This is a genomic window from Simplicispira piscis (genome assembly GCF_054783455.1).
On the sequence record NZ_BAAGQN010000015.1, the window covers coordinates 367,602 to 388,431 of the forward strand.

At 64.7% G+C, this 20,830-nt stretch carries 17 protein-coding genes; 10 read left to right on the forward strand and 7 right to left on the reverse strand.

Going from position 1 to position 20,830, the window contains the following annotated elements; all coding sequences use genetic code 11:
• Positions 1 to 110 precede the first annotated feature (110 nt).
• Together ACYVOC_RS11440 and cysS are read right to left on the reverse strand one after the other, a co-directional pair.
• Positions 111 to 770 carry a DNA-3-methyladenine glycosylase family protein gene (locus ACYVOC_RS11440; RefSeq protein ID WP_116004511.1) on the reverse strand — a complete coding sequence of 220 codons (660 nt, stop codon included), beginning with the start codon at positions 768 to 770 and terminating at the stop codon, positions 111 to 113.
• A 45-nt stretch (positions 771 to 815) separates the two neighbouring features.
• Positions 816 to 2,195, reverse strand: a complete 1,380-nt coding sequence (gene cysS / locus ACYVOC_RS11445) for a cysteine--tRNA ligase (protein WP_461161885.1) — start codon at positions 2,193 to 2,195, stop codon at positions 816 to 818.
• 220 nt (positions 2,196 to 2,415) lie between these two features.
• On the opposite strand from cysS, the gene ACYVOC_RS11450 reads away from it, so the two are divergent.
• From ACYVOC_RS11450 to ACYVOC_RS11475, 6 genes are all read left to right on the forward strand, one after another.
• A complete protein-coding gene (locus ACYVOC_RS11450; RefSeq protein ID WP_461161886.1) occupies positions 2,416 to 3,495 on the forward strand; it encodes a YybH family protein in 1,080 nt (359 codons plus the stop codon).
• A gap of 76 nt (positions 3,496 to 3,571) precedes the next feature.
• Positions 3,572 to 4,858, forward strand: a complete 1,287-nt coding sequence (locus ACYVOC_RS11455; protein ID WP_116004514.1) for a L,D-transpeptidase family protein — start codon at positions 3,572 to 3,574, stop codon at positions 4,856 to 4,858.
• Entirely contained in the window at positions 4,855 to 5,436 is a 582-nt protein-coding gene (locus ACYVOC_RS11460) for a peptidylprolyl isomerase (RefSeq protein ID WP_461161887.1), read from the forward strand. The genes ACYVOC_RS11455 and ACYVOC_RS11460 overlap by 4 nt, the downstream gene beginning before the upstream one ends.
• 20 nt (positions 5,437 to 5,456) lie before the next feature.
• Complete coding sequence (locus tag ACYVOC_RS11465; protein WP_116004516.1) at positions 5,457 to 5,963, forward strand: peptidylprolyl isomerase; 507 nt, start codon at positions 5,457 to 5,459, stop codon at positions 5,961 to 5,963.
• A 15-nt stretch (positions 5,964 to 5,978) separates the two neighbouring features.
• Positions 5,979 to 6,758 (forward strand): UDP-2,3-diacylglucosamine diphosphatase, encoded by a 780-nt coding sequence (locus tag ACYVOC_RS11470; protein WP_461161888.1) that lies wholly within the window; start codon positions 5,979 to 5,981, stop codon positions 6,756 to 6,758.
• Positions 6,759 to 6,763: 5 nt separating this feature from the next.
• Positions 6,764 to 7,585 carry a M90 family metallopeptidase gene (locus tag ACYVOC_RS11475; protein WP_116004518.1) on the forward strand — a complete coding sequence of 274 codons (822 nt, stop codon included), beginning with the start codon at positions 6,764 to 6,766 and terminating at the stop codon, positions 7,583 to 7,585.
• 744 nt (positions 7,586 to 8,329) lie between these two features.
• On the opposite strand, the gene ACYVOC_RS11480 is transcribed toward ACYVOC_RS11475, so the two are convergent.
• Entirely contained in the window at positions 8,330 to 9,235 is a 906-nt protein-coding gene (locus tag ACYVOC_RS11480; RefSeq protein WP_461161889.1) for a DUF3014 domain-containing protein, read from the reverse strand.
• Between the two features lie 479 nt (positions 9,236 to 9,714).
• Between ACYVOC_RS11480 and ACYVOC_RS11485 the strand changes: the two genes are divergently transcribed.
• Both ACYVOC_RS11485 and ACYVOC_RS11490 read left to right on the forward strand, forming a co-directional pair.
• Positions 9,715 to 11,919 carry an NHL domain-containing protein gene (locus ACYVOC_RS11485; protein WP_461161890.1) on the forward strand — a complete coding sequence of 735 codons (2,205 nt, stop codon included), beginning with the start codon at positions 9,715 to 9,717 and terminating at the stop codon, positions 11,917 to 11,919.
• A 246-nt stretch (positions 11,920 to 12,165) separates the two neighbouring features.
• Entirely contained in the window at positions 12,166 to 14,310 is a 2,145-nt protein-coding gene (locus ACYVOC_RS11490; protein WP_461161891.1) for an NHL repeat-containing protein, read from the forward strand.
• A gap of 228 nt (positions 14,311 to 14,538) precedes the next feature.
• On the opposite strand, the gene ACYVOC_RS11495 is transcribed toward ACYVOC_RS11490, so the two are convergent.
• Both ACYVOC_RS11495 and mdeB read right to left on the reverse strand, forming a co-directional pair.
• The gene (locus ACYVOC_RS11495; protein ID WP_461161892.1) at positions 14,539 to 14,772 is read right to left on the reverse strand and encodes a hypothetical protein; all 234 of its coding nucleotides are present in this window, start codon (positions 14,770 to 14,772) and stop codon (positions 14,539 to 14,541) included.
• Positions 14,773 to 14,908: 136 nt separating this feature from the next.
• On the reverse strand, positions 14,909 to 17,569 hold the full coding sequence (mdeB, locus tag ACYVOC_RS11500) for an alpha-ketoglutarate dehydrogenase (RefSeq protein ID WP_461161893.1): 2,661 nt from the start codon (positions 17,567 to 17,569) through the stop codon (positions 14,909 to 14,911).
• A 102-nt stretch (positions 17,570 to 17,671) separates the two neighbouring features.
• Between mdeB and ACYVOC_RS11505 the strand changes: the two genes are divergently transcribed.
• Positions 17,672 to 18,151 carry an Lrp/AsnC family transcriptional regulator gene (locus ACYVOC_RS11505; protein ID WP_461161894.1) on the forward strand — a complete coding sequence of 160 codons (480 nt, stop codon included), beginning with the start codon at positions 17,672 to 17,674 and terminating at the stop codon, positions 18,149 to 18,151.
• Here the strand turns inward: ACYVOC_RS11505 and ACYVOC_RS11510 are convergent.
• Positions 18,093 to 19,361 carry a methionine gamma-lyase gene (locus ACYVOC_RS11510; protein WP_116004524.1) on the reverse strand — a complete coding sequence of 423 codons (1,269 nt, stop codon included), beginning with the start codon at positions 19,359 to 19,361 and terminating at the stop codon, positions 18,093 to 18,095. The two genes, ACYVOC_RS11505 and ACYVOC_RS11510, sit on opposite strands and share 59 nt — an antisense overlap.
• Positions 19,362 to 19,491: 130 nt before the next feature.
• Here ACYVOC_RS11510 and ACYVOC_RS11515 point away from each other — a divergent pair, with 130 nt between their 5' ends.
• Positions 19,492 to 19,971, forward strand: a complete 480-nt coding sequence (locus tag ACYVOC_RS11515; RefSeq protein WP_116004525.1) for an Lrp/AsnC family transcriptional regulator — start codon at positions 19,492 to 19,494, stop codon at positions 19,969 to 19,971.
• Here ACYVOC_RS11515 and ACYVOC_RS11520 read toward each other — a convergent pair.
• Entirely contained in the window at positions 19,968 to 20,639 is a 672-nt protein-coding gene (locus ACYVOC_RS11520) for an alpha/beta hydrolase (RefSeq protein ID WP_461161895.1), read from the reverse strand. The two genes, ACYVOC_RS11515 and ACYVOC_RS11520, sit on opposite strands and share 4 nt — an antisense overlap.
• Positions 20,640 to 20,830: the final 191 nt, after the last annotated feature.

Consider the following 20,830-nt stretch of genomic DNA (forward strand, 5'->3'; position numbering starts at 1 on the left):
CGCCCCAGGCGAGGGCCGCCCCGCCGCACTGGCGGCGGCGTTCTGCCTGCATTGCACTGCAATGCGAGAGCGGGGGAAAGGCCCGCAGGGCCTCAGGGGGGTGTTCCATTTCAATACGTCACCGGCAGCGGGTCCAGTGACCGCCAAATATACCAAGTGGCCACGGTGCACCAGGGCTTCCAGGCCTCGGCCACTTCGCGGGCATCGCTGCGGCTGACCGGGTCGCCCGAAAAATAGTTTTTGCTAATGCCATTGATGAGCCCCACGTCATCCAGGGGCAGTACGTTGGGCCGCATGAGGTGGAAGATGAGGAACATTTCCGCTGTCCAGCGGCCAATGCCGCGGATCGCCACCAGCTCAGCAATGATGGCCTCGTCGTCCATCCCATGCCAGCCGTCCACATGCAGCTTGCCCGCATCGAAATGCAGGGCCAAGTCCACAAGATACTCCACCTTGCGCACGGACAGGCCGGCGGCACGCATGTCGTCGATCTTGAGCTTGAGCACATCGCCCGGCGTGATGGCCCGGGGCAGCGCCGCAAAGCGGTCCCACACGGTCTGTGCCGCCTTGACCGAAATCTGCTGGCCCACGATGGAGCGCGCCAGGGTGCTGAAGGCATCCCCGCGCGACTGCAGCGTGCCATCGCCCAACTGCGGGATCAGGCGCTTCATCACCCGGTCTTTCTTCATCAGGTGCTTGCGCGCATCCACCCAGTAACCGGGCGAGGCCAGGCCAGAAGCCTCAATAGCTATCTTTTTAGTAGCTGACACCGCTTATCCCGTCTGCCATGGAGGTCATTTTTAATTGAAATGGCATCACGTTGCCACCTCCCAGGTAGTGCCCGTGGGTGCGTCCTTAAGGACGATCCCCGCGGCCAGCAATTCGTTGCGGATGCGGTCGGCTTCAGCAAAATTCTTGGCCGCTTTAGCGGCTGCGCGTTCGGCAATTCGTGCAGCAATGGCTGCCTCGTCAAAACCGGCGCCGGCCTGCAAAAACGCTTGCGGGTCCCCTTGCAACAAGCCCAGGCAGCTCCCCAGGGCCTTGAGCAGGCCCGCAGCGGCGGCAGATTTGCTGCGGTTGACCTCGCCCGCCAGGTCAAACAGCACGGCCACGGCTTCGGGCGTGCCGAAGTCGTCGTCCATGGCGGCGCGAAAGCGCGAGGCCCAGGGGTCGGTCCAGTCGATCGCGGTGACATCGGCAGGCGTCACCAGGCTGAGCGCCGTGTACAGGCGCTTGAGAGCCTGGCGCGCGTCGTCCAGGTGGGCGTCGCTGTAGTTCAAGGCGCTGCGGTAGTGCGCACGCACCATGAAGAAACGCAGGGTCTCGGCGTCGTATTCCTTGAGCACGTCACGAATGGTGAAGAAGTTGCCCAGCGACTTGCTCATCTTCTCGTTATCGACGCGCACAAAACCGTTGTGTACCCAGAAGCGCGCCAGCGGCCGACCGTGGGCGCCTTCGCTTTGCGCGATTTCATTCTCGTGGTGCGGAAACTGCAGGTCCGCGCCGCCGCCGTGGATATCGAAGGTCTCGCCCAGCGTGGCACAGCTCATGGCCGAGCATTCGATGTGCCAGCCGGGGCGCCCGGCGCCAAAAGCGCTGTCCCATTTCGCCTCGGGCGGCTCGTCCTGCTTGGCGGCCTTCCAGAGCACGAAGTCGAGCGGGTCATGCTTGCCATCATCGACCGCCACACGCTCGCCCGCACGCAGCTCATCGAGCGACTTGCCCGAGAGCTTGCCGTAGCCGGGGAACTTGCGCACCGCGTAGTTCACATCGCCGTTACCGGCGCGGTAGGCTAGGCCCCTGCCCTCCAGCGTATCGATCAGCGACAGCATTTGCGGCACGTATTCGGTGGCGCGCGGCTCAACGCTGGGAGGCTCAATGCCCAGCTTGGCAATGTCAGTGTGCATGGCGGCAATCATCTCGTCGGTGAGCTGGCGGATGGTGATTCCGCGCTCGAGTGCGCGCCGGATGATCTTGTCGTCGATGTCGGTGATGTTGCGCACGTAGGTCACGCGGTAGCCGCTGGCGCGCAGCCAGCGCTGCACCACGTCAAACGCCATCATCATGCGGGCGTGGCCGATGTGGCACAGGTCGTAGATCGTCATGCCGCAGACGTACATGCGCACATGGCCGGGCTCGAGCGGGGAAAACTCCTCCAGTGCACGCGAAAGCGTGTTGTAGATGCGCAAACTCATGGAATCTTGGTCAGGGAAACGTGGTGGGGGTGGAAGGGCCCGTTCATCTGGCGGCGCCAGGGCAAACGACCCTCCCGCTGGGCGCCCGCCGGAGGGGACGCCATGGGAAATCACCAGTGGCAACAGCGTACCGTCATGACAACCCCCTCAGCTACAATCCGCCGCAGTATAAGCCCGGCCCGGGTTCGGGCATTGCCCACCCCCACACTACTGCATGCCCATGACACGCACCCTTCCCCGCCTCCTTCGTCTGCTGGCCCTGACGGCACTCGTGGGCGTGGGCCAGGCCTATGCCAACGACTATGCAGAAATCGCCCAGCTGCTGAAAACCGGCAAGGCCGCCGAAGCTCTGGCCAAGGCCGACCAGCGCCTGGCCGAATCTCCCCGCGACCCGCAGCTGCGCTTTCTGCGCGGCGTGGCCCAGGCCGATTCAGGCAAGCAGAACGACGCCATTGCCACCTTCACCAAGCTGACGGAAGAATACCCGGAGCTGCCCGAGCCCTACAACAACCTGGCCGTGCTCTATGCCAACCAGAACCAGCTCGACAAGTCCCGTGCCGCGCTGGAAATGGCGATCCGCACCAACCCGAGCTATGCCACGGCCCACGAGAACCTGGGCGACATCTATGCCAAGCTGGCCAGCCAGGCTTATAGCAAGGCACTGCAGCTCGACGGCAGCAACGCCAGTTCCGTGCGCCCCAAGCTGGCCCTGATCCGCAACCTGTTCACCGCCGAGACACGCAGCACTGCGCGCCCTGTGGCCACCGCACCCACCCCTGCAGCAGCGCCAGCAACAGCGCCTGCAGCCGTCGTGGCCACGGCCAAACCTGCGGCGCCCGCCGTGGCACCCGCCTCCAGCGCGCCACCTGCCCCGGCGCCCGTTCCAGCGGCCACACCCGCCCCTGAGGCGACGGCGCCCGCTGTGGCACCCGCACCCGCCAAGCCCGCCCCTGCGGATACCACCGTGCAGGACGTCACCGCTGCAGTCCAGAACTGGGCGGCCGCCTGGGCGGCCAAAGACATGAAGGCCTACCTTGCCTCCTACGGCAAGGAGTTCAATCCTCCTGGCCGCCAGACGCGCGCCGCCTGGGAAAAAGAGCGCGAATCGCGCATCGTGGGCAAATCCCGCATCAGCGTGAAACTGTCGGACATCCAGGTCACCGTCCAAGGCAACAAGGCGACGGCCCGCTTCCAGCAGGCTTACAGTGCCGATACCCTGAACGTGTCCAGCCGTAAAACGCTGGACCTGGTGCAGCACCAGGGCCGCTGGGTCATCGTGCGCGAATCGACCGGCGGCTGATGACACCTTTCCTCGCCTTGACCCGCCTGGCCGCGCCCGCCACACGGACGGCCCTGCACCCATCTTGAGACTGCGTATGTTTGTGGCTTCGTCCACGGGCAGCCGGATGGCTGCAGTGGCCTGGCTGGCAGCGTCCTTGCTGCTGGCCACCCCCGCCCTGTCCCAGGGCCCCGACCGGGGAAAAGGCCGACGGACTGCCCGGCCAGCACCCACGGCACCGCCCCCCGCCCCCCTGCGCGACGGGCAGGCCGAGGCGCGGCTACTGCAGGTTTTCCGGCTCACCAGCGAAGGGCACCACCGCGAAGCGCTGAAACAGGCCGAACGCCTGGTACGCGATTACCCCCACTTCCAGCTGGCCCAACTGGCCCTGGGCGACCTGTTGCTGGCGCGCAGCCGCCCCTTGCAGCGCCTGGGCAATGTTTCCACCGAACTGGCCGTGGCCAGCACACCGGGCAGCGCGGCCGCGCTGGAAGAACTACGCACCGAATCGCGCCAGCGCATGGTGGCGCAGCGCATACGGCCGCCCGAGCACAGCATTCCCTCGCAGTTTTTGCAGTTGGCGCCCAGTTACCGGCATGCCATCGCGGTCGATGCAGCGCTCTCGCGCCTCTACCTGTTTGAGAACACCTCCAAGGGCCTGCGGCTGGTGGCCGACTACTACGCCTCGGTGGGCAAGCTGGGCATTGAGAAAGCCGTCGAAGGCGACCAGCGCACGCCGCTGGGCGTGTACTTCATTACCAGCCGCCTGGACCCCAAAGCCCTGCGCGATTTCTACGGCGCGGGCGCCCTGCCCCTGAACTACCCCAACCCGCTGGACCAGTTGCGCGGCAAGACCGGCAGCGGCATCTGGCTGCATGGCACGCCGCCCGACCAGTTCTCGCGCGCACCGCAGGCGACCGATGGCTGCGTGGCGCTGGCCAACCCTGACCTGGAGCGCTTGCTGCGCACCGTGGAGCCGCGTTCAACCCCGGTGGTGATTGCGCGCCAGCTTCAGTGGGTGCAGCCGCACAGCATCCAGGCCGAGCGCAAGTCGTTCGAGGCGGTGCTGGACGCCTGGCGCAACGCCAAGACCGAAGGCGACATGCCGCGCCTGCTGGATTTTTACGCCCCCGACTTCCAGACCTACAAAAGAAAGCCACTGAGCGAGTGGACCCCCGTGCTGCATGCCGAAACGCAGGCGCTGCGCGGGCGGGAACTCCAGCTCAAAGACAAGTCTTACCTGCGCTGGACCGACAGCACAGACACCATGGTGGTAACGTTCGGCGAAGTGGCCGCCGGTGCACGCACCGGCCCCGTCAAGCGCCAGTTCTGGGCCCGCAGGGGCAACCGTTGGCAAATATTTTTCGAAGGAGTAATTGGATGATTTCCAGAAGAAATTCGACCCTGGCGCTTGCTGGTATTACGCTAGCAGCTACATTTTCAGTAGCACCCGCAATGGCGCAAGAGGCCCCCAAGGTCAAGCTGGCGACCTCGATGGGCGACATCGTGGTGCAACTCGACCCCGCCAAGGCCCCCAAGTCTGTCGAGAACTTCCTCGCCTACGTGAACGCCAAGCACTACGACGGCACCATCTTCCACCGCGTGATCAATGGCTTCATGATCCAGGGCGGCGGCTTTACCGCCGACATGGTGCAAAAACCCACCAAATCGCCTATTCCTCTGGAAGCCAGCAACGGCCTCAAGAACGACACCTACACCATCGCCATGGCACGCACCGGCGCGCCCGATTCGGCCACCGCGCAGTTCTTCATCAACGTCAAGGACAACGCCATGCTCAACGCCCCCCAGCCCGACGGCCATGGCTATGCCGTGTTCGGCAAGGTCATCCAGGGCACTGAAGTGGTCGACAAGATCAAGGCCGTCGCCACCACCAACAAGGGGCCGTACCAGAACGTGCCCAGCACACCCGTCACCATCACCTCCGCCACGCTGCTGAAGTAAACCCCACCAAGGAACCCGCCATGAGCAACCCCCAAGTCGAACTGCACATCACCGGTTACGGTGTCATCACCCTCGAACTCGACGCCGACAAGGCCCCCAAGTCGACCGAGAATTTTCTGGCTTACGTGAACAAGGGCCACTACAACAACACCGTGTTCCACCGCGTGATCCCTGGCTTCATGGTGCAGGGCGGCGGCTTTGAGCCCGGCATGAAGCAAAAGGACTCGGACGCACCGATCGCGAACGAAGCCCAGAACGGTCTGAAAAACGCCAACTACACCGTGGCCATGGCCCGCACCAGCGACCCGCACTCGGCCACCGCGCAGTTCTTCATCAACGTGGCCGACAACGGCTTCCTGAACCACACCGCCCCCAACGCCCAGGGCTGGGGCTACGCCGTGTTCGGCAAAGTCGTCGGTGGCACCGACGTGGTGGACAAGATCAAGGCCGTGAAAACGGGCCGCTCGGGTTTCCATGACGACGTGCCCAAGGAAGACGTAGTGATCGAGAAGGCCGTGGCACTCTGATCTGAAACGATCACCGTGACCCCGACCGTGCCCCGGTTCGAAGAGCTTGCTGCTCCCCCGCACTGGCGTACGGTCGATTTCATTTCGGACCTGCACCTGCAGGCCAGCGAGCCTGCCACCGTGGTGGCATGGCGGGACTACTTGCAGACCACCCCCGCAGACGCTCTTTTCATCCTGGGGGACCTGTTCGAGGTCTGGGTGGGTGACGATGCCCTCCTTGAGCCTGGCAGCTTCGAAACGCAATGCTGCGCCGCGCTGCAGGCCGCCACTCGGCGCCTGCCTGTGTATTTCATGCACGGCAACCGCGATTTCCTCGCTGGCCCGGCCTTTTTGCAGCACTGTGGCATCACTGGCCTGACCGATCCCACCGTGCTGGCGTTTGGCGGGCAGCGCATCGTGCTCAGCCACGGCGACCTGTTGTGCCTGGACGATGTGGACTACCAGCGTTTTCGCCTGCAGGCACGCAGTGCGGCATGGCAGCAGGAATTCTTATCCCTGCCCCTGGCCCGTCGCCGCGCCCTGGCGCGCGGCATACGCCAGCAAAGCGAAGCGCGCAAGCAGTCGGGCGCCTCCTATGCCGACGTGGATGACCCCGCCGCGATCGCTTGGCTGCAATCCGCACGGGCCAGCACGCTGATCCACGGCCATACCCACCGCCCCGCAGAGCACACCCTGGCCCTCGACCTGCACCGCGTAGTGCTGAGCGACTGGGATGCCGCCGCTCATCCACCACGCACCGAGGTACTGCGTGCCACCGACCAGGGGCTGGAACGCGTTCACATCGGCCCCATGTAGTGCGGATGCCCGCCTTCTTGAACCGCCTGCGCCGCAGCCTGCGCGCCACCCTGGCCCCAGTCCCTGATATTTCAGCCGCGCTGTGGCTGCACACGCTGCATCGTTACCCTTTTCTGGCGGCATTGCCGCTGCACGACCAGGCCAAACTGCGGGCCCTGAGCGCCCTGTTCCTGCACCACAAGCAGTTTCACGGCGCACACGGCCTGGAGGTCACCGACGCCATGGCCATCGACATCGCCGCCCAGGCCTGCCTGCCGCTGTTGCACTGGGGCGACGCTGCACAGGCCCTGGGCTGGTACGACGACTTCGTGACCATCGTCGTCCACCCCGGCGAAGCCGTGGCCCGGCGCGAGAGCCGCGACGAGGCCGGCGTGGTGCACCACTACACCGAGGTGCTGGCGGGCGAGGCCATGGAACGCGGCCCCATCATGCTGAGCTGGCAACATGTGGAGGACGCCGCCCACACCGCGCACCACGGCAGCAACGTGGTGGTGCATGAATTTGTCCACAAGCTGGACATGCGCAGCGGCCACGCCAACGGCTGCCCCCCGCTGCCTGCGGGTTTCATGGGCACGCGCGGTGGCCGCGCAGCCTACGAGGCCTGGTGGGCAGCTTGGGAACCGGCCTACGCCCAGTTCCGCGAGGCAGTGATCAAGGCTGAGCGCTTTGGCGCTGAATGGCCCTGGCTGGATGCTTATGGAGCCACCGCTCCTGCGGAGTTCTTTGCGGTGGCTTGCGAGGCGTATTTTGTGAACCGCGAGCGCTTTGCGCTGGAGTTTCCGGGGCTGGTGCCGGTGCTCGATGCCTTCTTTCGGTCTGCAATCTAATGTTTGGGTCGAATGTGGCTATGGCGCTTGCCGGTATTGCGGTGGTAGCTATCTTTTTTGAAAATTTTCTATTGCTGAGGGCGGAGGCCGGGAGTCGCCCGGCATGCGAGTAACTTTCTTTCGCGTCGCCTCGCCGAAAGAAAGTCACCAAAGAAAGGGCGCCCCTGCAGGCTGCGTCCCTGCGCTACGCTGCGGGCAACCTGCGGTGCGTCCAGCGGGGTCTCGCTCGAACTCGCGCCTGCGGCGCTCAAACAATCGCGAGCCCTGATCCGCCATCCCCTGCGCTCCTCGGCGCATCCTGAAGGGAACCCTGGGATCGGGCATCCACCCGGGCCATTGCTGCGCTCGGCCCCGAGAGGGTAGCGGCGCTACGCGCCGCGCAAGTCAGGCCGAGCGCAGCAATGGCCCGTATCGGACTTCCAACCCCCTTCTGGCTGCGCCTGCGGCGGGGTGCTTGCGGGGTGGCGGGTGTGTCGCAGGACACACCCGCTTCGTGATCTGACTCGCCGCATTTGTCTGAACGCAGCTGCGCAGCAGCGTAGTGAGTTATGCGGCGCACCCCGCAAGCACCCCGGCGCAGGTGTGCCCCGCAGGGGCCGCAGGCTGTGGGGCGCGTTTCTTTGCCTCCTTTCTTGTCGCGCACAAGAAAGGAGGTCGCCCGCCGGGGCGAGTCCCGGCCTCCGACCTCACCCAAAGCGCAGAGACAGCAAACGGCGCATCTTCACAATAGCAGCCCCGCCGACCTCAAGGCTTAGCCTTGGCAACCGCCCCCGTCGCCACCAACGCACGCAGCGCCTTCAGCCGTACCTTCAAACGGCGCTCGTTCTCCAACCCCACGCGCACCATAATTTTTTGCCCGCTCGAAAGGCTTTGCAGCTGCGGGTCGGCAAACTCGTAGCGCACCCAGGGGCGGGTGGATGGCACGTCGCCTTTCACCTCGGTCAGCTTCACCGCCACGGGGCTGGCGGGCTCGGGGGCCTGGAGCAGGTGGTCAATCACGGCCACCAGACGGTCATTGAAATAACGGCCCGGGTAACCGAGTTCTTCGTAGGCCTGCTGGAACAAGGGATAGAGCCGCGCATACAGCGCCACGGCCCGCTGCATGTCTACCGACTCAATCCAGCGCACCAGCGCGCCATAGCGAGCGGCGTTGTCAAGGCCAATGGTTTGCACCGGGCCGCTGCCAACCACGGCAAAGCGTTCGGGCGTGGGGTGGACCGGCCACAGGCGCGCAGGGGTATGCTCGCGCCCCAGGTTGTCCACCGTGGCCACCACGCGGCGTACCAGGCCATCCATCTGCAGGAAGACCGCAATATCGCGTGCACCCAGCAGTTCGCCCAGCGCGCGGGCCACATGATCGTCTGATCCTGCCAGGGCGGGCAGGGCCGCATCGGGTGGCGCCAAAGCCTCGACCGGGTTCTGCGGGCCTGAAGCCGGTTCCGATGCAGGTAGCGCAGGAGGCGCTGCTGCGACCGGTAGAGCGCTGGCCGCAGCGGGCGGCGGTGCGGGTGTCGCCACGGACACCTGGGCTTGCTGCCACCACCACCAGGCGCCCCCGGCCCCCACCAGCAAGACCAGCACCACCACTACAAGCCCCCAGCGGGACGGCTCATGCGGCGGGTTCAGTGTGGATCGTTCTCGTTCGGACATGGGCGCCTCCCTGTGCTGGTTTTTGCCAAAAGCCTATTGGAAACCCCAAAGCCGCAAAAGTTCGTAACACCCTGTGCCGATGGACCGGTCAGCCCTCCAGCGCAAACTTTGCCGCCTTCGCGATGGCCTGGGCGTCCACACCAAAAAAGGCGCGCAGTGCTGCGGCCAAAGCCGTCGGTGCCCAGCATTGGCTTGATGCCGCAGACCGCCCAAGATCGCGGATGCACGCCACGGGGTGGTTCGTGAAGAGCATTCTGGGGATCGAAGCGGCTTCAAACGTCTGCAGTTTGCGACACAGACGGGCGACCACCGCTGTGGCGCTGACGAGCCCATCTTCCGAATCTGTTCCCAATCGAAACATGTGGTGACGGGTCGAAATTTTGCGCTATCGTTGAAGAGGTCAATCCACCATGCCTCCTTCCCGTCCGCAGATGACGCAAAGGTGGCGCTATCCAACCTTCTTTATTAGAGATCGCTTCATGACAGGTATTGCCTCCAGGATTCCGTTCCAACGTGTGGGCATTCTTGCCGCATTGGTTGTCCCGCTGCTCAGCGCATGCGGGGGTGGCGGCTCCTCTGCCCCGGTGCCCCCTCCTGCTCCCGCGACGGCCCTGTCGCTGCTTGCCGGCAACACCGACGGTGCGGGCAACCAGGATGGCACAGCGCCCTCCACCGCACGCCTCAGCGCGTACCTAGGTGGGATGGCCGTGACCAGCGCGGGCGAAGTCATCATCGTGGACAGTGGCAACAATCAGATTCGCAAACTCAGCGCCGACCACGGGCAGGTCAGCACCTTGGCGGGCGGTGGAGGCTGGGTGGCGAACGTCCCATCCAACCACGCCGATGGCAATGGGTCTGCAGCGCGGTTTTACCGCCCCATGGGAGCGGCTGTCGATGCGGCGGGGAACACCTACGTGGCTGACACCGATAACCATCTGGTGCGCAAGATCAGCACTGCGGGTACGGTGACCACCCTTGCTGGCAAGGCCGGGGTATGCGGCAACCAGGACGGCATAGGCAACTCCGCAACCTTGTGCAGCCCCACCAGTATTGCCGTAGACAAAGCGGGCAACGTGTACGTTTCCGAAATAAAGCAGTCAGCAACACAGATCATCGCCAACCCCATCCGAAAAATTGCTCCGACGGGTGAAGTGACCACGCTCACCAGCAAGGCCAGCCAGTTTCCCACGTTGGTATTCATTTCAGGCCCGGCCATCGAAACCTACCGACCAGTGCACTTGGCCACCGACTCGGGCGGCGTGCTCCACGCGGCAGACCCCAATGACCACGTGATCCGCAGGTATGCAGCGAACGGCCAGGCCTCCGTGGTGTCCGGCGTTCCGGCTGCAGACAACGCTGGCAATACCGATGGCTCCGCGTCCGCTGCAAAGTTCAGCGATCTCAAGGCCATTGCATTCGACGCGGCGAATCGCTTGTTCGTCCTGGACTGGTACGCCCACCCGGCCATCCGCCAGATAGGCAGCGATGGAAGCGTGAGGACCATCGTTCGCGCCACGACCTGCGCCTTTGGTGGGGACGGCAGTGGGGCCAGTCCAGGCACTTTATGCACTGCGGACCAGATGACTATCACGCCCGACGGCCGACTCCTTGTTGCCGAGTACGGGATTCGCAACTCGGCAACTCAGTACGCCCAGTTGCGCAGCTACACGCAGCAAGGCGCTTCCACCGCGATCGTCGGCATACCCTCTGCGGAAGGCGCGAACGACGGCCAGGGCAGCAACGCGCGCTTCAACGCGCCTGACTCGATCGCTTTGAATCCGTCTGGCACGATGTACGTGCGCGACAGCGGCAACCGCACCATTCGCACCGTGCAGACCGACGGGCTGGTGCGCACCCTGGGCAAGCCGGATGGGCATTGCGCCGCAATCACCGGCCTGGGCGAGGACGTGTTGTCCAACTCCACGGCCCCCTTGGCCACCGATGGCGCGGGCAACCTCTACACCATCAACAGTGCGCGCGTCCTGAAAACCGCAAACTGCCAGGCCGTGCTTCTGGCCGACCTGGCACCGTGGCTGGACAAGGTGCCCACGGCTTTCCTCGGCGTGGCATCGGGGATCGCGGCCGACACCACCGGCAACGTGTATGTCGCCAGCCTCAAAGGCGCCATCTTCAAGATCGACACCAAGGGCGAAATCACGCAGTTTGCGGGCAGCCTGGGCACCGTGGGACACGTGGATGGCCAAGGCGCGGCAGCACAGTTTTCTGCGCTGGGCCACATGACCACCGATGCAGCGGGCAACCTGTATGTGATCGACGGCCTGTTTTACGACATCAACAAGGTGGGGCCGACCGTTCGCAAGATCACGCCGTCCGGATTGGTCAGCACCCTGGCGGGCAGCCCCAACGCGGCCCCTGGCTACGCGGATGGCCCTGCCGCTGCCGCCCGCTTCACCGTGCAGCAGTACGCAGGCTGGCCCGCGCAGACGGCCAGCCTCGCCGTGGACAACAGAGGCCACGTCTATGTCACCGATCCCTTCACCAGCGTGGTCCGCAAGATCGGCACCGATGGCCAGGTCAGTACTCCGGTGGGCCAGGCATGGAAATACGGTTTTGCTGCTGGCGACCTGCCGGGCATCATCAACCGCCCGACAGGTATCGCCGTGCGCGGCAGCATGATGTACATCTCGGTGCCGAACGCCGTGGTGCAGGTGCAGTTACCGTGAACGCACCGCGTGTCCGATGAGGGGTTCGCGTTCGCAGTGACTGCGCAATCAGCGAGCATTCGAAGCCCCATCACGTTTCTATCCATGGCACCGCTCTGGCGATCTCGACACACGTTTTCAGCGAGCTGATGGCCAGCCTTGCCAACCTGCGATCCAGGCTCAGATTTTTAGAGAAGCTATATGCAAAGCAAACCATGCCCCCCACACCGAGCCCGCTGGAGGCTTCTGGCCTCGCTGGCAATCCCTGTGCTGGCATCCTGCGGCGGGGGTTCCAGCGATACACCAGCCCCGCCACCGCCGCCCGCCACAGCCCTGTCCTTGTTGGCAGGCAGCACCGATGGCCCGGGCAACCAGGATGGCACCGGGACTTCTGCAAAGATCAGCGTCGAAACGGGCGGTATGGCGCTCACCCCCACGGGCGACGTGCTGATGGCGGACCCCGGCAACAACACCATTCGCAAACTGTCTCCCTCGGGGCAGCTCACCACCGTGGCAGGCGGCGGCCCCACACGGAGTGACGCGAGCAGCACCGAGACGCGCTACCTGGACGCCGCAGGCACCGCATCCCGTTTCAACGCGCCGCTGGCCGTGGCGGTGGATGCGGCGGGCAACGCCTACGTGGCCGACGCCGGGAACCACCTTGTGCGCAAGATCGATGCATCCGGCAACGTCACCACGCTGGCCGGCCAGGTGGGCGTGTGTGGCAATGCCGACGGCACCGGCACGGCGGCCACGCTGTGTAGCCCCACCAGCATTGCCGTGGACAAGGATGGCAATGTCTATGTCTCTGAATGGGCACCTTTGACGCAGACCCTGCCTGCCGAGCCCACGGGCAACCCCATCCGCAAAATCACACCAACCGGCGTGGTCAGCACCGTGGTGTTCAAGGTCAGCCAGATTCCGACGCCAGGACAAGGGCGCAACAACCCCGCTCGCTTCTACCCGGTGCAATTGGCGGCCGACTCCGCCGGGGCCTTGTACGCTGCCGATCCCAACGACCATGTGGTGCGCAAATTTGCGCCCGGTGGACAGGCCACGGTGCTCTCAGGCACCGTGGCCCAGGGCAACGCTGGCCATGTGGACGGTTCGGCATCAGCGGCCAAGTTTGGCGAACTGCAAGCCATTGCCATAGACCGCTCCAACCGGATATTTGTGCTGGACAGGCACCTGGGCACGCCGCTGCGCGAGATCGCAGCCGATGGCTCCGTCACCACCGTGCGGCGCGCAGCGGACTGCGCCTTCGGCGCCGATAGCCTGCCGCCTGCCTTTTGCGCCGCCAAACGCCTCGCGGTGGATGCCCAAGGGCGCTTCCTCGTCACCGAAAACAGCGCGTCAAGCAGCTTCCAAAGCTACGCGCTGATCCACCGCTACCCCCGCGATAGCGCTGCCGACTTGAAAGTGGGAACTGCACCCAGCCCTGGCTGGGCCGACGGCAGCGGGAGCGCAGCCCGGTTCGACGGCACTGGGGCGCTGGCCGTGGGCAAATCAGGCACCCTGTATGTGCGCGACCGCAACAATGCAGCCATTCGAACCATTCAGCCGGATGGCATGGTGGGCACCCTGGGCAGGGTTAAAAACCCGTGCTCGCAAATCACGGGGCCAATCAACGAAGTCGCCTTTTGCGGCCCTGAAGCACTCACCGTGGATGGTGCCGGAAACATCTACTCCTACTCTCTCAAGCGCATCCTGAAGGCCACGCCCGCAGGCAACGTCGCAGTTTTTGCGGACCTGTCCGCCCAGTTAAATGCCATCCCAGCATTTCTGGATCTTGGGATCACGGGCCTGGTCGCCGACGATGCGGGCACCTTGTACGCATCGTCGCTGCAAGGCGTGATCTTCAAGATCAGCCCGACCGGTGCCGTCAGCCTGTTTGCAGGCAATCCCAACGCACGGGGGCATGCAGACGGCCCTGCCGGTTCGGCGCTGTTCTCAGCGCTGGGCCATATGGCGCTGGACCCTGCGGGCAACCTGTATGTGGTCGATGGGCGCTACCACAACATCACGGGCGTGGGCCCCACCATCCGCAAGATCACCCCCGCAGGCAGCGTGAGCACCGTTGCAGGCCGCGCGGACATACCCCCCGGGCTGGTGAATGGCCCCGTATCGTCGGCGCAACTGGCCGTGGACACAGGCGCGGCACTCTCCGACTCCCAGGCCCACTTGGCAGCCGACGCAAAGGGCAACGTCTATGTGACCGATCCGCGCCACCATGTGGTGCGCAAGATTGGCGTCGATGGCCAGGTCAGCACGCTGGTGGGCCAACCCTGGGGCCAGGGATTTGCGGCAGGCGATCTGCCCGGCCTCATCGACGAGCCCTGGGGCATTGCCGTGCACGACACCACGCTCTTCATCTCCACGTCCAACGCGGTGGCGGCCGTCAAACTGCCCTGACCATGTGGCTGCGGCCCCTAGGGCACCGAAGGGGCCAAGGTGCAAGGCCCTTTGGTGCCTTGCAGTCGGCATGGCGGGTGGGCGCTGCAAAAAAGCAGTTCCACGAATCAGTGTCGGCCCTGGCGCCTGTTGGCATTGCGTTGGCCGCTATAAAAAACAAAGCACTTCAACACCTGATGGAATCCAGCCAGCTGCTGGATGCCTGACGGATTCAGGCCCGACAAGGGTTCACGCCGACAGCGCCTGCTCGACCGCCAGTTTGGCTTCTTCCAGACTGCTGAAAAACCGTGTGGGCTGGGGCATGGCCTTGGGCAGATGGGGTGGCGCCGGCCACAGGCGCTCATCCATCCAGACCGCCGTCCAGCCGCCAATGTCCTTGCGCTTGACGGAGCAAAGTGCTTGCCCATCCATCATCGCTGTCCAGGTGGTCGGCGGGTTGTGGTCCCAGGTGACGTGTGTCATGGCGCCCTCTCGAGGTTGCTGGGCCATTGTAGGAAGCCTGTACCGAATTGGGCAACGGCATTCACCCACCCCACCCCGGCGGCGGAACTGCGGAGTCGCGGAACGACAGCAGGCGCCCACACGGCGCCCGTGTTCGTCAGCCAGCGGCCATCGCGCGTCGTGCAGCTTGGGCCACACTGGAAGCATCTACGCCAAAAAATTGGCGCAGTGCAGCGCGCGTGTCGCTGCGTCCAAATCCGTCCGTGCCCAGGGTCACATACTTGCGGCCCTCGGGGACAAGTGCCCGCACCGTCTCGGGCACGGCGCGCACGTAGTCGGTGGCTGCAATCACAGGCCCGCGTGTTGGGGCCAGCTGCTGCGTCAGCCATGCGGATGCAGGCGCAGATTCGCCCGCGAGCCAACGCTGCTCGCACGCCACACCATCGCGCGCGAGCTCGCTCCAGCTGGTCACGCTGAGCACGGTCACATCCACGCCTTCTGCGGCCAGCAGTGCGGCGGCCTTGACCACCTCGGTCAGGATGGCGCCAGAGCCCATCAGGGTGACGGATTTGGATGAAATCGTGCTCTCGCGCTTATCTATCAAGCGCGAGTAGCTCTTAAAAACATAGCAACCACGCAACACACCTTCTGCCGCACCTTCGGGCAGGTCGGGCTGGGCGTAGTTCTCGTTCATCAGCGTGACATAGTAGAAAACGTCGCGCTGCTCGGTCACCATTTCGCGCATGCCAGCATCCACAATGACCGCCATTTCGCCCGCATAGGCCGGGTCGTAGGCCTTGCAGTTGGGGATGGTGGCGGCCACCAGGTGGCTGGTGCCGTCCTGGTGCTGCAGGCCCTCGCCGCCCAGCGTGGTGCGGCCCGAGGTGGCGCCCAGCAAGAAGCCCCGCGCACGCTGGTCGGCCGCGGCCCAGATGGCGTCGCCCACGCGCTGGAAGCCGAACATGGAGTAGTAGATGTAGAACGGCAGCATGGCCAGGCCGTGCACGCTGTAGCTCGTCGCCGCCGCCGTCCAGCTCGCAATGGCGCCGGCCTCGCTGATGCCTTCTTCCAGGATCTGGCCATCGAGCGCCTCGCGGTAGGCAAGCACCGAGCCAATGTCCTCGGGCGCGTAGCGCTGGCCCACGCTGCTGTAGATGCCGACCTGCTTGAACAAATTGGCCATGCCGAAAGTGCGCGCCTCGTCCGCGACGATGGGCACGATGCGCGGGCCCAGCGCGGGGTCTTTCATCAAAGTGCCGAGCATGCGCACAAAGGCCATGGTGGTGCTCATCTCCTTGCCCGCAGCCTGCAGCGCAAACTGCGCGTAGCTGGCGATGGGCGGTACGGGCAAGGGCTCGCAGATCGCTTCGCGGTGCGGCAGGTAGCCGCCCAGCTGCTGGCGGTGGCTGCGCAGGTAGCGCATTTCGGGACTGTCCTCAAAGGGCTTGTAGAAGGCCAGGCTGGTGGCCTGCTCATCGGTGAGCGGCAGGTTGAAGCGGTTGCGGAACTCGATGAGGTCGGCACCGTCCAGCTTTTTCTGGCTGTGCGTGGTCATCTTGCCCTGGCCCGCCGTGCCCATGCCATAACCCTTCTTGGTGTGGGCCAGGATGACGGTGGGCTGGCCCCGGTGGGCGGCGGCCGCGGCGTAGGCCGCGTGGATTTTCACCAGGTCGTGCCCGCCGCGCTTCAAGCGGTCGATCTGCTCGTCCGTCATGCCCTGGGCCAGCGCCGCCAGTTCGGGGCTCTGGCCGAAAAAATTGTCGCGGTTGAAGCGCCCGTCCTTGGCGGCAAAGGTCTGCATCTGGCCATCCACCGTAGCCTCCAGCGTGCGCACCAGCGCGCCGGTCAGGTCGCGCGCGAACAGGCCGTCCCAGTCGCTGCCCCACACGAGCTTGACCACGTTCCAGCCCGCGCCAGCGAACAGGCGCTCGAGCTCGTCGATGATGCGGCCGTTGCCACGCACGGGGCCGTCCAGGCGCTGTAGGTTGCAGTTAACCACCCAGACCAGGTTATCCAGCCCCTCGCGCGAGGCGAGGGTGAGCGCGCTGGTGCTTTCGGGCTCGTCCATCTCGCCATCGCCGAACACGCCCCAGACCTTGCGGCCCGTGCAGTCGAGCAGGTTGCGGTGCGTGAGGTAGCGCATGAAGCGCGCGTGGTAGATGCTGCTGATGGGGCCGATGCCCATCGACCCGGTGGGGAACTGCCAGAAATCGGGCATCAACCACGGGTGCGGGTAACTCGACAAGCCTTGCGCACCGACGGTGGGCGCCGTCAGCTCCTGGCGGTAGTGCATCAAATCCTGCTCGGAGAGGTGCCCTTCGAGAAACGCCCGCGCATACACGCCCGGCGCGCTGTGCGGCTGGAAGAACACCAGGTCGCCCCGGTGCTGCCCCTCGCCCAGCCCTTCGCGGGCGTGGAAGAAATGGTTGAAGCCGCTCTCGAACAGGTCTGCCGCACTGGCGTAGCTGGCGATGTGGCCACCCAGCTCGCCGTAGGCCTGGTTGGCGCGCACCACCATGGCCAGCGCGTTCCAGCGGATGATGGAACCGAGCCGCTCCTCAATGGCCAAATCACCGGGGAACACGCCCTGCTCTTGCACCGCCACGGTGTTCACGTACGGCGTGTTCAGGTCGGGCTGCCAGCCCACACGCTGTGCCCGCGCCACACCCACAATTTCTTGCAGCAGGTGGCGCGCCCGCTCTGGCCCCTGCGTGGCGACCAGGGCCAGAAAGGCATCGCGCCACTCTGCCGTTTCTTCGGGGTCGATATCTTGGGATTGCGGCACTTGCAGCATGGCGTGGGGCGTGAGGGCGTTCATGGCGAGGACTGTAGGCGTTTGGCGGAAAAATGTGGTGCTGATTGCGCTGTGATTCCGAACATGAACGGCACAATGCGCTGTCAAAATTTAATTTTCAAGCATATGAAGCTGGATGCTGTCGATTTACGCATTCTGGGCGAGTTGCAGGCCGATGGCTCGCTCTCCAATGTGGAGCTGGCGCGGCGCGTGCACCTCTCGCCTTCTCCGTGCCTGGCGCGCGTCAAGGCACTTGAAGCGGCGGGGGTCATCAGCCGCTATGTGGCGCTGGCCAATGCGGCGGCGCTGGGCCTGGGGCTCAACGTGTTCATCAGCATCAGCCTCAAGGCGCAAAACAAGGAGGCGCTGGCCGATTTTGAACGCCGCATTGCCGAGCAGGACGAAGTCATGGAGTGCTACCTGATGACGGGCGACAGCGACTACCTGATCCGCGTCGCCGTGGCCGACATGGGGGCGTTGGAGCGATTCATCCTGGAACAGCTCTCGCCGATTCCGGGGATCGAAAAGATCCGCTCCAGCTTTGCCCTCAAGCAGGTGCGCTACAAGACCGCCCTGCCTCTGCCTGCACTGACGGCGCGCTCTTGAGCGCCATTGCATGGGCCAGGTCCAGCGCCTGGCCGATGTCGGCCAGCAGGTCCTGCACATCCTCCAGGCCAATCGACAGGCGCACCAGGCCTTCCGCAATACCGTGCGCGGCGCGCTCCTCGGGTGTGTAGACCGAATGCGTCATGCTGGCCGGGTGCTGGGCCAAGGTTTCGGCATCGCCCAGGCTCACGGCACGGGTAACGAGCTGCAGCGCGTCCATAAAGCACACCCCCTCCTGTAAACCGCCCTTGAGTTCAAACGCGATCATGCCGCCCATCTGGCGCATCTGCTGCTTGGCCAGGGCGTGCTGCGGGAAACTGGGCAGGCCAGGGTAATACACCACGGCCGTGGCAGGGTGCGCCGCAATGAATTCAGCCACCATTTGTGCACTCTGGCAGTGGCGGTCCATGCGCAGTGCCAGGGTTTTAAGGCCACGCATCACCAGGTGTGCGTCCTGCGCCGACATCACGGCGCCCGTCATGTCTTTCAGGCCATACAGGCGCACACGCTGGGCCAGCTCGGCATCGGCAAAGATGGCGGCACCGGCCGTCAAGTCGCCGTGGCCACCCAGGTATTTGGTCATGGAGTGCACGCTCACATCGGCGCCCAGCAGCAGGGGCTGCTGCAGGTAGGGCGTGCAGTAGGTGTTGTCCACCACCACCTTGGCGCCGCGTGCGTGGGCCAGGGCGGACACCGCCGCAATGTCCACCAGGCGCATGTTGGGATTGGCAGGCGACTCAAGGTAGACCACGCGCGTCTGGTCGGTCAGCGCGGCGGCCACATTGGCGGGGTCGGTCATGTCCACATGGCGCACGCTGACGCCAAAACGTGCGAGGCCGTGGTTCAAGAACGAAAAGGTGCAGCCGTAGAGCGTGAGGTCGGCCAGTATCTCGTCGCCCGGCTCCAGCATGGACCACAGCGTGGCCGTGATCGCGCCCATGCCCGAGCCAAACACCACCGCGCCCACACCCTGCTCCAGGCTGGCCAGGCGGCCTTCCAGCAGCGCCAGCGTGGGGTTGGCAATGCGGGTGTAGAAGTAGCCGTTTTCCTCGCCGCTAAAACAGCGCGCGCCATAGCCCACATCGGGGAAGGCAAACGTGGCCGAGGTGTAGATGGGCGGCACCAGCGCGCCCTGGTGGTCGGCCGGTTCGTAGCCGAAATGGATGGCGCGGGTGCTAAAGCCCCCGGTGCTGTCGTGTGCCTTGGCCATGCTGGTCTCCTGAAGCTATTGGAATACCCAAATTCTTTGCCAAATCCACAGGTAAAAAATCGCTATTCAGGATAAAAAGCAGTATATTTTTAGAATAATCAACCCCAAAAATCCACTCAAAAAGGAAATAATGCCACCGACCATTGCCGCGCTGGATGCCGTAGACCGCGCACTGCTCGACGCTCTGCAAAAAGACGGGCGTGCCACCGTGGGCGAACTGGCCGAGCGCGTTTCACTCTCCACCTCGCCTTGCTGGCGACGGGTGCGGCAACTGGAGGAATCGGGTGTCATCAGTGGCTACCACGCCCACCTCGATCGGTACCGCGTGGGCTATGGCGTGCTGGGTTTTGTGCAACTGGGCCTGCACAGCCACACAGCCGAGGTCACAGCAGCGTTTGAGCGCGAAGTGCTGGCATTGCCGCAGGTGCTGTCGTGCCACAACCTGTCGGGCCGCTACGACTACCAGGTGGAACTGGTGGCGCCCGACCTGGAAACCTTTGCCGACTATGTGCGCACCCGCATCCGCAGCCTGCCGGGCGTGCGCGAGATATCGACCAGTTTTTCGCTCAAGGAGGTCAAGCGCACGGTGGCGCTGCCGGTCGATCGCTAATACGCAGCAGGTCGGGTCGACAAGCCTTCCAGCCAGGCCACAGTGGCGGCCAGCTCCGATGGGCGGATTTCATGGTCGCCCGGAAACTCGCGGTACGTCACCGTAACGGGCAGCGTGTCCATGTGGTGGCGCACGGCCAGCGCGTTGGCCAGCGGAATCACGTTGTCGTTGGTGCCATGGCTGAGCCACAGCTTGCGACCCACCAGCGCATCGTGCGGGGCTGTCAGCGGCAGCAGCTCTGCCATCAGGCGGCTGTGCCAAACCACCGCCCCGTGCATCAGCTCGGGCCGGGTCAGCAGCAGCGAAAGCGCCATGATGCCGCCTTGGCTGAACCCCCCCACCACTATGCGCTCTGGCGGAATGCCCAGTTGCGTTGAGGCCGCCTCGATGCACTGGGCCACCAGCGCACGGCTGGCGGCTTCCTGCTCGGTGTTGTAGCTGCGCGCACCCCCTGGCTCAATGGAAAAATCAAACCATGCATGCGAGCCCGGCCCCATGCGGTACGGCGCACGCAGGCTGATGACATGGAACCGCTCGGGAATCTGCGGCGCCAGCGAAAACAAATCCTGCTCGTTGCTGCCCACCCCATGCATCAGCACCAGCAACCAGGGCCGGGGGGTAGCGGCGGCAGCAGGGCGCTGCAAAAAAGTGAGCGGCAGTTCAAGCATGGCAATCCCCATTCGGAGTGATGGGGTCGATTCTGCCACCCCAGCAGCACTTCATGCAGCAGGCAACAGGGCAAAGGCATCCATGGCAAGCATGCCGTACATCACCTCACGGCTCAGGTAATGGGCATGCAGATCATCGCCCGCTGCCCCCAGCGCAAAGAACAGCGGCAAGAAATGCTCTTCGGTCGGGT